General features: G+C 70.9%; 9 protein-coding genes. All 9 read right to left on the bottom strand.

Annotated features, from left to right (window positions below):
• Nucleotides 1-1,483, bottom strand: a 1,483-nt coding sequence (locus VHK87_RS15200) for a DNA repair protein RecN (RefSeq protein ID WP_329635735.1), incomplete at its 3' end; no start/stop codon positions are given.
• Nucleotides 1,484-1,526: 43 nt separating this feature from the next.
• The gene (locus VHK87_RS15205; protein WP_414694153.1) at nt 1,527-2,492 is read right to left on the bottom strand and encodes an outer membrane protein assembly factor BamD; all 966 of its coding nucleotides are present in this window, start codon (nt 2,490-2,492) and stop codon (nt 1,527-1,529) included.
• 147 nt (nt 2,493-2,639) lie between these two features.
• A complete protein-coding gene (locus tag VHK87_RS15210; RefSeq protein ID WP_329635736.1) occupies nt 2,640-2,939 on the bottom strand; it encodes a hypothetical protein in 300 nt (99 codons plus the stop codon).
• Between the two features lie 151 nt (nt 2,940-3,090).
• On the bottom strand, nt 3,091-3,984 hold the full coding sequence (lpxC, locus tag VHK87_RS15215) for a UDP-3-O-acyl-N-acetylglucosamine deacetylase (protein ID WP_329635737.1): 894 nt from the start codon (nt 3,982-3,984) through the stop codon (nt 3,091-3,093).
• Between the two features lie 258 nt (nt 3,985-4,242).
• A complete protein-coding gene (gene ftsZ, locus VHK87_RS15220; protein ID WP_329635738.1) occupies nt 4,243-5,745 on the bottom strand; it encodes a cell division protein FtsZ in 1,503 nt (500 codons plus the stop codon).
• Nucleotides 5,746-6,096: 351 nt separating this feature from the next.
• Nucleotides 6,097-7,449, bottom strand: a complete 1,353-nt coding sequence (gene ftsA / locus VHK87_RS15225; protein ID WP_329635739.1) for a cell division protein FtsA — start codon at nt 7,447-7,449, stop codon at nt 6,097-6,099.
• Nucleotides 7,450-7,454: 5 nt separating this feature from the next.
• The gene (locus VHK87_RS15230) at nt 7,455-8,369 is read right to left on the bottom strand and encodes a cell division protein FtsQ/DivIB (protein ID WP_329635740.1); all 915 of its coding nucleotides are present in this window, start codon (nt 8,367-8,369) and stop codon (nt 7,455-7,457) included.
• Complete coding sequence (locus VHK87_RS15235; RefSeq protein ID WP_414694154.1) at nt 8,305-9,243, bottom strand: D-alanine--D-alanine ligase; 939 nt, start codon at nt 9,241-9,243, stop codon at nt 8,305-8,307. Before VHK87_RS15235 ends, VHK87_RS15230 begins: the two co-directional genes overlap by 65 nt.
• A 35-nt stretch (nt 9,244-9,278) precedes the next feature.
• Nucleotides 9,279-10,664 (bottom strand): M20/M25/M40 family metallo-hydrolase, encoded by a 1,386-nt coding sequence (locus VHK87_RS15240; protein ID WP_329635742.1) that lies wholly within the window; start codon nt 10,662-10,664, stop codon nt 9,279-9,281.

Consider the following 10,664-nt stretch of genomic DNA (forward strand, 5'->3'; position numbering starts at 1 on the left):
GGGCGCAGGACGCCAGCCGCTTGAGCCGCAGGCCGACCGCGTCGGCGACTGCGCCGCCCACCCCCTGGTCCACCTCGTCGAAGATCATCAGCGGCTGCACGCCGCCGCCGCGCGCGGCCAGCGCCGCCTTCAGCGCCAGCGCGAAACGGGCGAGCTCGCCGCCTGAGGCGATGGCGCCCAGCGGCCCGAACGGCGCGCCGGGGATGGTGGCGATCTCGAAGGCGACCTGGTCGACGCCGCTGGGGCCTTCCCGCCCGGACGGCTCTACACGCACGCGGAAGCGGGCCTTCTCCAGCTTCAGCGGGGCCAGTTCGCCCATCACCGCCGCCGCCAGCCGCTCGCCGGCCTCGCGGCGCAGCTGAGACAGCTTCTCAGCCTCCACCCGGTAGGCGGCCTCGATCGCTGCGAGGTCGGTCTCAGCGCCCTTCAGCTCGTCCTCGGAGGATTCGATCGCCCGCAGCTGCTCGGCGAAGCGGGCGCGCAGGCCCGGCAGCTCCTCGACGGAGACGTTCAGCTTGCGGGCCATGGCGCGCAGGGCGAACAGCCGCTCCTCGGCCTTCTCCAGCTGGTCGGGACGGAAGTCGAAGGCGTCGGCGGCCGAGTCGATGGTCGCCTCGGCCTCCTGGGCCTCGACCAGCGCCCGGTCGACGGCGTCGGCGGCCGAGGCGAGCCGGCGGACCGCGGCCCCGTCCTCGGCGGCGCCGGCGGCCAGCGCCCGCTCGATGGCCCGGGTCAGCGCCCGGTGGGCGCCGGCGAGCTTGGCGGTGAGGCCGTCGAAGCCCTGACGGGCGGCGGCGATGTCGGCCAGCGCCTTCTCCGAGGCGCCCAGCACCGCCCGCTCCTCGGCCAGCGCCGCCTCCTCGCCCTCCTGCGGCTCGAGCCGGTCCAGCTCGGAAAGGCGTAGGGTCAGCTCCTCGGCCTCGGCGGCGGCGCGTCCCACGGCGGCCTTCAGGTCCTCCACCCGCTCCCGCGACTGGGCCACCGCGCTCCACAGGGCGTCGACCTCCGCCAGCTGCGGCCCGGCCCCAGCGAAGGCGTCAAGCATCGGGCGGTGGGTCTTGGCGTCCAGCAGGCCGACGGTCTCGTGCTGGCCGTGCACCTCGACCAGCATGTCGCCGATCTCGCGGAGCACGCCGACGCTGGTCGCCTGGTCGTTCACGAAGGCGCGGCTGCGCCCATCGGCCGCCAGGGTGCGGCGCAGGACCAGGTCCTCGTCGCGGGCGTAGCTGAGGCCCTTCTCTTCCAGCAGGTCCCAGACCGGGTGGTCCGGCGCCGTTGCGAAGACCGCCGAGGCCACCGCCTGGGTCGCCCCCCGGCGCACCAGGCCTGCGTCGGCGCGCGCGCCGGTCGCCAGTCCCAGGCTGTCCAGGATGATCGACTTGCCGGCGCCGGTCTCGCCGGTCAGCGCCGTGAGGCCCGGGCCGATGGACAGGTCCAGCGCCTCGATCAGCACCACGTCCCGGATCCAAAGCCCGATCAGCATGCCGGACAGGATCGCCTCGAATCAGTGAAGTCGAAAGCGCTGGCTACTGGGCGGAGCTTTCCGCCGCAGCCTCGGCCGCCGCGGTTGGCGTTTCGGCCGCAGGCGAAGCCTCAGCCGGCGCGGCTTGCGCAGCCTGCACAGGCTCGGCCGCGGGCGGCGGGGGGGCGGTGGTCACCTCCGGCGGGCGCACGGTGGTGTCCTTGCGTTTGCCCCAGGGGAGCGGCACGCGCGGCAGGAAGCGGCCCGAGGGCCTCGCCGTCGCCGGCTGCAGGCCTTTGTCGGTGAGCAGGTCGTAGGCGTCCTTGTACCAGACATCGCCCGGGTAGTTGTGGCCGAGGACGGCGCCGTTGCGGCGGGCTTCCTCGAGCAGCCCCAGGGTCAGGTAGGACTCCACCAGTCGGTAGAGCGCCTCGGGCGTGTGGCTGGTGGTCTGGTAGCGGTCGACGACGGTCTTGAAGCGGCCGACGGCGGCCAGGGTGTCGCCGTTGCGCAGGTACCAGCGCCCGACGGTCATCTCCTTGCCCGCCAGCTGGTCGTTGACCATGTCGATCTTCAGCCGCGCGTCGGCGGCGTATTCGGTGTTTGGATAGCGCTGGGCCACCTCCTGCAGGGCGGCGAGCGCCTGGCCGGTGGCGCCCTGGTCGCGGCCCACGTCGACGATCTGCTCGAAGTAGCAGATGGCCTTCAGGTAGTGGGCATAGGCGGCCGCCGGGTTGCCCGGATAAAGCGAGATGAACCGCTCGGCGTCGGCGATCGCCTCGGGGTAGTCGTTGCCCATGTAGTGAGCATAGGCGGTCATCATGATCGCGCGGCGGGCCCACTCCGAATAGGGGTGCTGACGCTCCACCTCTTCGAAGTACTGCACCGCCTGGTCCCACTGACCGCGGTCCAGCCGGTCGGCGCCGGTCGCATAGAGCAGCTCCACCGGCCGCTCTTCGTAGGCCAGCTTGGGCTTCTTGTCTTTTCCGGCGCAGCCGGCGAGCGCGACGGCGGCGATCACGGCCGCCATCGTCGGACGAGCCCAGGTATTGTGAAGCAAGGACACCTTCACCTCAAAAGCGGAACCATCGCGCGCCCCCGCGCCACGTTAACCCCCTCTCTACACCACCCCGTGGGGGTAGCAAACGGATGCGAGGTCGCGGGGCCGACGCTTCGGTTAGATCGGGGCGAGCTGGACCGAGAAGGGAACCACTGCGGGCGTGGCGATCAGCCCCTCCAGCTCGTAGATCTCCGGCTCCACGTAGGTCACGCCCAGGCTCTCGAGCACGCCGCGAAGCTTGGGGATGAAGTCCTCGTAGTGCTCGCGCGTCTCCCAGACGTCGACGACGCAGAAGCCTTCCCCGTCGCCGAAGCCGCCGAAGTGGGCCAGCACGCCCAGCGGCAGGTCGCTCGCCGTTCCTGTGATGATCGCCTTGTAGGCCGCCAGGTCGACCTCGCCCGACCTGTAGATCGCCATGAGCGCCATTCTGCGCTTCCTCCGCTCGCTCAGCCCAGGCCGCCGCTTCTTCGGCGCGCGGTCCCGCGCTTAACTTAGATCAAGGCTTAGCGGAGTGCAGCAATAGGAATCGCCGGGCGCACGGCCGACGAGCGGACCTGGACCTTTGGAGTCAGACCGCCGCCTTCAGCGGATCGGCGAAGGTGCGCCAGCGCCAGGCCGAAGGCTGGGCGAGCAGGGCGCGGACGAGGGCGTTGTTCAGGCCGTGGCCGGCGAGGATCCCCTCGAAGCGGCCGAGCAGCGGGCCGCCCAGCACATAGAGGTCGCCGATGGCGTCCAGCGCCTTGTGGCGCACGAACTCGTCGGGGCGGCGCAGGCCCTCGGGATTGAGGATCCGGTCGCCCTCGATGACGATGGCGTTCTCCATCGACCCGCCGCGTGCCAGGCCCATGGCGCGCAGGGCCTCGACCTCGTGGAGGAAGCCGAAGGTGCGGCAGTTGGCGAGCTCGGTGCGGAAGGCGGCCTCGTCCATCGCCATGTCGATGCGCTGGCGGCCGATGGCCTTCGACGGGAAGGCGATCTCGAAAGCGACCTCGAAGCCCTCGGCGGGCGAGAGGCTGGCGCGCTTGTCGCCGTCCACGACCTCGACCGTGTGGAGGATCTCGATGAATCGGCGCGGCGCTTCCTGGCGGCGCAGGCCGACGCGGTCCAGCACGTCGACGAAGGGCTCGGCCGAGCCGTCCATGATCGGCATCTCCGGCCCGTCCAGCTCGACCATGGCGTTGTCGACGCCCAGCATGGCCAGCGCCGCCATAAGGTGCTCGATGGTGGAGACGGTGACGCCCGCGGCGTTGCCGATGACGGTGCCCAGCTGGGTCTTGACCACCAACTCACCGTTCGCCGGGACGCGGTTGTCACGGTCGGTCACGTCGGTGCGGACGAAGACGACGCCGGTGTCCGGGCCGGCCGGGCGCACGGCGATGCGTGCATGCGCGCCGGTGTGGACTCCGATCCCGGCGAGGACCGCGGGGCCTTTCAGCGTGTGCTGATACGCAGATGCGTCCAAAGCTCGCGACCTTCCAACTCGAGGCGGCTTGCCGGCCGCGGTCTGTCCCAGGCGTTGGGATAAGGTGAATGCTGCGGCGCCACAAACCACATCCTGTTTCCGAATGTTTCGCCTGCGCCGTGGCCGAATTGCGGCGAAAACCTCGGGGAATTCAGCCGCTTACCTGAACGACAACGGGCCCCGGCTGAGCGCCGGGACCCGTTTAGAACGCCTAACCTTAACGGCTCGTTTACCGAAACCGCACCCGAGCCCTGGGCGCTAGTTGGCGAGACGACGCAGGAAGGAGGGGATCTCCAGATCCTCGCCGTTGTCCGCCTGCTCGATCTCCTGCGGGGCCTCGACCGGCTGGGCGCCGCCGCGGCTGGCGACAGGGCGCGGGGCCGGCGGCGGCGCGTCGTAGCGAGGACGGCCGCCGAACAGGCTCATGAAGCCGCCGCGCTGCGGGCGCCGCTCGGTGACCACCGGCTGCGGGAACAGCGGGGCCGGGTCCTCGAACTCGGCGACCGCCTCGTCGACGATTTTGGTCACCGGCGCGGGGGTCGGGGCCGGCATCGGCTCGGGCGCGGCGGCGGCGGTCAGCAGGTCGCCCTGCAGTTCTTCCGCGGGCTCGGCGAAGACCGTCTCCGGTTCGATTTCGACCGGTTCGGGCTCGACTTCGGCGAACACCGGCTCGGGCGCGGCGGCGACCGGCGGCTCATAGGCCGGGACCAGCGGACGCACCGGCTCGGACTGGGCCAGGGCCGGGCCGCGGGCCATCGTCCGCCGCTGGACCTGCGGCTCGATCATGGTGATGGAGCCGGAGTCCATGCCGGTGGCGACCACCGAGACGCGGATCACCCCGTCCAGGGCCGGGTCGAAGGCGGCGCCGAAGATGATGTTGGCTTCCGGGTCGACCTGCTCGGAGATGGCGTTGGCCGCCTCGTCGACTTCCAGCAGGGTCATGTCCAGGCCGCCGGTCACGTTGACCAGCACCGCCTTGGCGCCCTTCAGCGAGACTTCGTCCAGCAGCGGGTTCTGGATGGCGTTCTGGGCGGCCATCAGGGCGCGGTCTTCGCCGGTGCCCTCCCCGGTGCCCATCATCGCCTTGCCCATCTCGGTCATCACGGTACGGACGTCGGCGAAGTCGAGGTTGATCAGGCCCGGCAGCACCATCAGGTCGGTGATCGAGCGCACGCCCGAGTGCAGCACCTGGTCGGCCATGCCGAACGCTTCGGCGAAGGTGGTCCGCTCGTTGGCGATGCGGAACAGGTTCTGGTTGGGGATGACGATCAGGGTGTCGACGTAGCGCTGCAGCTCGGCGATGCCGGCGTCGGCAAGGCGCATCCGGTGGCGGCCTTCGAAGTGGAAGGGCTTGGTCACCACGCCCACCGTCAGGATGCCCCGTTCCCGGGCGCACTTGGCGATGATCGGAGCAGCCCCCGTGCCGGTGCCGCCGCCCATGCCGGCGGTGATGAACACCATGTGGGCGCCGTCGAGGTGCTCGCCGATCTCCGGCACGCTCTCCTCGGCCGCGCTCATCCCGACCTCCGGGTGAGCGCCGGCGCCGAGGCCCTGCGTCACCTGGACGCCGAGCTGGATGCGCCGGTCGGTCTTCGAGAACGCCAGTTGTTGGGCGTCTGTGTTGGCGACGACGAACTCGACGCCTTCGAGGCCCGCCTCGATCATGTTGTTGACCGCGTTACCGCCAGCCCCGCCGACACCGAATACAACGATGCGCGGCTTGAGCTCGGTCTCTTGCGGCGCCGAGAATGCGATTGCCATGGACCCCACGTCCTTCCGCCAAAATCAGGTCAAACGCCACGCGACCCGCCCGCGAAGCGCCCTTGGTTAGGATGCGGTTAACTAGGCGCCCGACACCCCTAACGAGTGGTTAATCGGATAGCCTGAGTCGGCTTTTCGTCGACGCGGCGGGGCGCTTTTTTCCACAATGGATGGCGGGGGTTAGCTTGACCATTGGAGCCCCGCGCCGCCCCCTGGCCAGGGCCGCTCAGGTCTGGGCGGTGTCGACCGAGACCCACGGCATTCTCGGCTAATTCCAGCCACTTACGCCTGCGACCGCAGACCCGCTCCACCGCAGCGCGCCCCCCGCGCCCGGCGGCCGCGGACCGATTCCTAGAGGTTTTCGCGCAGCCAGGCTGCGGCGCGAGCGACCGGATTGGCGCCCGGGTCGAGCGGTTCGCGACGAATTTTCGCACTCGCCAGGGCCTTGGCCGAGACCGCCTCGCGCGGGCCGAAGGCGGCCTTGTGGAGGATCCCAGCCGCCGCGCAGAAGGCCGGCCCCGAGGCGGCGTCCGCCAGGTGCGGCACGCGCCGCGGACGGCCCAGCCGCACCGGCCGGTCGAACACCCGCACCGCCACTTCCCGGACGCCGGCCAGCTGGCTCGCGCCGCCGGTCAGCACCAGGCCCGCGCCAGGCTCCACCGGCGCGCCGGAGGCCTTCAGCCGGTCGCGCAACAGCTCCAGCGTCTCCTCCACCCGGGGCGCGATGATGCCCTTCAGCAGGGAACGGGGTGCGATCACCGGGCCCGCGCCCGGATCGTCGCCCCGCGGCGGGGCCTCGATCATCTCGCGGTCCTCGTTGGCCGAGGCGATGGCCGAACCGTGCAGGGTCTTGATCCGCTCGGCCCCCGCGATGGAGGTCGACAGGCCGCGGGCGATGTCGGCGGTGACGTGCTGGCCGCCGACCGGCACGCTCTCCACGTGCACAAGGCTGCCGTGGTTGAACACCGCCGCGCTGGTCGAGCCGCCGCCCATGTCGATGCAGACGGAGCCCAGGTCCATCTCGTCCTCTTCGAGGGCGGCCAGGGCTGAGGCGAAGGGGCCGGCGACGACGCCCTCGAACTGCAGGTGGGCCCGCTCGACGCAGGCGCCCAGGGTCTGGAAGACGGCTTCGTTGATCGAGACGACCAGCAGCTCGACGCCGAGCGTGCGGCCGAACATGGCGCGCGGGTCGCGCACCCCGCCCTGCCCGTCCACCTGCCAGGCGATCGGCAGGATGTGGGCCGCCCGGCGGCCGGGCAGCTTCACTTGGGCGAGCGCGGCCTGGATGGCGCGGATCAGGTCCTGGTCGCTGATCGGCCGCCCGCCGAGCGAAACCCGGCTGGAGACCCGGTGGCTGGCCAGCTGGCCGCCGCTGGTGGAGACGGTGACGCCCTGCACCGAGACGCCGGCGACGTTCTCGGCCCGCTCCACCGCCTGGGCGATGGCCTCGCTGGCCTCGTCGAGGTTGACGATGGTCCCGCCGCGGACGCCGCGCGACTGGACGTAGCCGACGCCGGTGGTGGTCAGGGTGCGGTCGACCCGGCGCACCCCGTCGGCCTTCATGATGAAGCACGCCACCTTTGAGGCGCCCAGGTCGACGGCGGCCACCACGGGCACGCGTCCCAGCGCCGCCTTCAGGCTCTCCCGGCCGCTCGCCTCCCGGCGCTCCTCGGTCTTCGGTCCCGACTTGCCCACCTTGCCCATTCCCTTCAGGCGCCGCCCGCCACCAGTTGGCCCGGCAGCACGCCATCGCGTGGCCGGACCGCAACCACGTTCGGATCGCGCAGGTCGATCCGTTCAAATCCGAGTTCGAGAATGCGGGTGCGCTGGTCGAGCTGTTCGAGCTGCAGCAGCGCCGCCTCCTCGTCCACCGCCGGCAACTGCACCAGGCTGCCGTCCTTCAGCCGCAGGTCCCAGCGCCGGTCGTCCACCCGGATCAGCGCCTCCAGCCGATTGGCCAGCCGTGGCCGCGCCGCGACCGCCGGCAGGATCTGGGCGGCGTGTTCGTTGGCGCCCACGCCGACCACTAGCGGCAGGTTCGGGAACCTCGCCGGATCGGCCTTGGGGATGATCCGGCCGTGTTGGTCGACGACGCGGATGCGGCCGGCGTGCTGCCACACCGCCAGCGTCTTCCGCTCCTTGACCGCGATGACCAGGGTGTCGGGCAGCAGGCGGACGATGCGCACATCCTCGACCCAGCTGACCTCCATCACCTTCTGGCGCATGCCCTCCAGGTCGAGGCCGAGGATCGGCTGGTCCTTGTAGAGGCCGGTGACCGCCAGGATGTCCTTGGTCGCCATCTCCGAGGCGCCCTGGACGTGCACGGCGCCGAGGCGGAAGCCGGCGGCCCCGAAGGCCTTGTCGACTCCGCCGGTGATGGCGCCGCCGACCATCTCCGCCCGCCCGCCGGTGCCGAGCACCGCGCTGACGGCGATGGTCAGCACCGCGCCGGCGGCGATGAGCGCTTGCTTGGGCGTAAGTCCCGCCCCCTGGACGGCTTGAAGCTTGCCCGCAGGCTGCGGACCGCGCGCAGGCGCAGCCGGCCGCCCGCGGCCTGGCTTAGCGGACGCTTTCGCTCGAGGTCTCGCCGATACGCGCGATCCCTCCCGCACCGCCGCGGGCATAAGCGTCCTCCGTGATCCAAAGCACCAAACGGTCGAAATCCACGCCCTTGTGGGCCGCCTGCTCGGGAGCGAGCGAGGTGGGCGTCATTCCAGGCTGTGTATTGACCTCTAGAAGGACCAAAATGTCGTTAACGTCGTCATAACGCAGGTCCGACCGCGTAACCCCGCGGCAACCAAGGGCCGCGTGTGCACGCTCGGAATATTCCAAGCATCTTTCAATGACTTGCCGCGGCAAGTTCGCGGGCACGACGTGCTCGGAACCGTCTTCGCCGTACTTGGCTTCATAATCATAGAAGCCGGTTCTGGGGATGATTTCGGTGACCGTCTGGGCCTTGCCGTCCATCACCGCCACGGCCAGCTCCTTGCCCTGGATGAAGGGCTCGACCATGACCTCCTCCCCGTAGGTCCAGCTGGGCTCCACGACCTCCTGCGGCGGGCGATTCGCCCGGTCGCGGACGATGAACACGCCCACCGAGGAGCCTTCCGCGTTCGGCTTGACCACATAGGGCGGCGGCAGGACGTGGTCTCGGGCGACCTCGAAGCGGTTGAACAGCCCCCCGCCCGGCACCGGCACGCCGGCCGCGGCGATCACCGCCTTGGACTTGGCCTTGTCCATGGCCAGGGCCGAGGCCAGCACGCCGGAGTGGGTGTAGGGGATCTGCAGCGTTTCCAAAACGCCCTGGACGCAGCCGTCCTCGCCCCACGCCCCGTGCAGGGCGTTGAAGCAGACGTCCGGCTTCAGTTTGGTCAGCACGTCCGCCAGGTCGCGCCCCGCGTCGATGCGCGTGACCTTGGCGCCCAGCCGCTCCAGGGCGTCGGCGCAGGCCCGGCCTGAGACCAGGCTGACCTCGCGCTCGGAGGAGATGCCGCCCATCAGGACGGCGACGTGATGTCCGGAAAGAGGAAGGGTCACGGGGCCTCCGCGGCTAGCTTTCGAAAGTCGATGTCGCTGGCGGCGACGGTGTAGAGAAACGATGTCCAAACCGCGACGCTCTGGGCGAGCTTTTTCGGGTCCACCTTGTCGAAGGTGTCGTCGGCGGAGTGGTGCAGGTCGAAGTAGCGGGTGACGTCCGGCGACAGGCTGGCGACCGGCGCCCCCATCCGCACCAGGTCGGCCACGTCCGCCCCGCCACTGGTCGCCGCTTCCGGCGTCAGCACCACCTCCAGCGGCGCTATGGCCGCGGCGAAGGCCTGCATGGCCGGGTGCTTCGTCGAGGCCTTCGGCAGGCGCACGCGCCAGATCGGCCCGTCGCCGGAATCGCTCTCCGAGACGACGACCATCTTGCCGACTTCGTCCTTATGGGCCGCGCCGTACGCCTCGCCGCTGTCGGCCAGCTCCTCGGCGCCCCACATCACTACGCGGATGGTCCGCCGCGGCCGCTCCGTGGCCACCAGCTTGGCCGCCGCGGTGGTGATCGCGATGCCCGCCGCGTCGTCGATGGCGCCGGCGCCCGGGTCCCAGGCGTCCAGGTGGCCGCCGACGACGATCACCTCGTCAGGCGCCTCGGTCCCGGGGAGCTCGCCGACCACGTTCCAAGCCGGCACGCTCTCCCGATAGGTGTTCTGCATGTTCAGCTTGATGCGTACAGGTTGGCCGCGCGCGACCAGCCGTTCCAGCAGCTGGGCGTCCGGCGGCGACAGGGCCGCGGCGGGGATCACCGGCGCGTCTTTCGGCCGGCTCATGGCCCCGGTGTGTGGCAGGCGGGTGTCGTCGGTGGAGCTGGAGCGGGTCAGGTAGGCTACCGCGCCCCGCTTGGCCGCCTCGGCCGCTCCCTGCGTGCGGTTGCGGTTGATGTAGCCGTAGCCGGAGCCATCCTGGGTCTTTGGCATCGGCTGGCTGACGACCGCGATCTTGCCCTTCAGCGCGCCAGCCGGCAGCGCCATCAGCTCGTCCATCGAGCCGAACAGCGCGATCTCCGCCTCGATCCCGCCCTTCGGCGTCGCCCCCGAGCGGCCGAGGCCCAGGATGTGCAGCTTGTGCGGATAGGGCGCGACGACCTCCGCGCTCTCCTCGCCCCGCAGCCAGGACTCGGCCCGGAATTCCTCCACGTGGACATTGGAGAAGCCCAGCGCCTTCAGCTTGGCGACGCCCCAGTCCCTCGCCCGCGCCATGGCCGGCGAGCCCGTCGGCCGGGCGCCGACTTCGGTGGTCAGCGACTCCACCAGCTCGTACGCGGTGCGGTCGGCCAGCGCCCTGTCCCTCAGCGCCTCGGCTCGTGACGTCAGGTCCTGCGCCTGGGTGCTGAACGGCAGGGCGAGGGCGGCGGCAAGCGAGGCGAGGACGAGAAGGCGCAT

The organism is Phenylobacterium sp. (assembly GCF_036263695.1).
Lineage (GTDB): Bacteria > Pseudomonadota > Alphaproteobacteria > Caulobacterales > Caulobacteraceae > Phenylobacterium.

Coding starts and splice junctions, on each gene's coding strand:
- VHK87_RS15205 (WP_414694153.1), bottom strand. CDS start 2,492: ATGGCGGCCGTGATCGCCGCCGTCGCGCTCGCCGGCTGCGCCGGAAAA.
- VHK87_RS15210 (WP_329635736.1), bottom strand. CDS start 2,939: ATGGCGATCTACAGGTCGGGCGAGGTCGACCTGGCGGCCTACAAGGCG.
- ftsZ (WP_329635738.1), bottom strand. CDS start 5,745: ATGGCAATCGCATTCTCGGCGCCGCAAGAGACCGAGCTCAAGCCGCGC.
- ftsA (WP_329635739.1), bottom strand. CDS start 7,449: ATGGGCAAGGTGGGCAAGTCGGGACCGAAGACCGAGGAGCGCCGGGAG.
- VHK87_RS15230 (WP_329635740.1), bottom strand. CDS start 8,369: ATGCCCGCGGCGGTGCGGGAGGGATCGCGCGTATCGGCGAGACCTCGA.
- VHK87_RS15235 (WP_414694154.1), bottom strand. CDS start 9,243: ATGGGCGGCATCTCCTCCGAGCGCGAGGTCAGCCTGGTCTCAGGCCGG.
- VHK87_RS15240 (WP_329635742.1), bottom strand. CDS start 10,664: ATGCGCCTTCTCGTCCTCGCCTCGCTTGCCGCCGCCCTCGCCCTGCCG.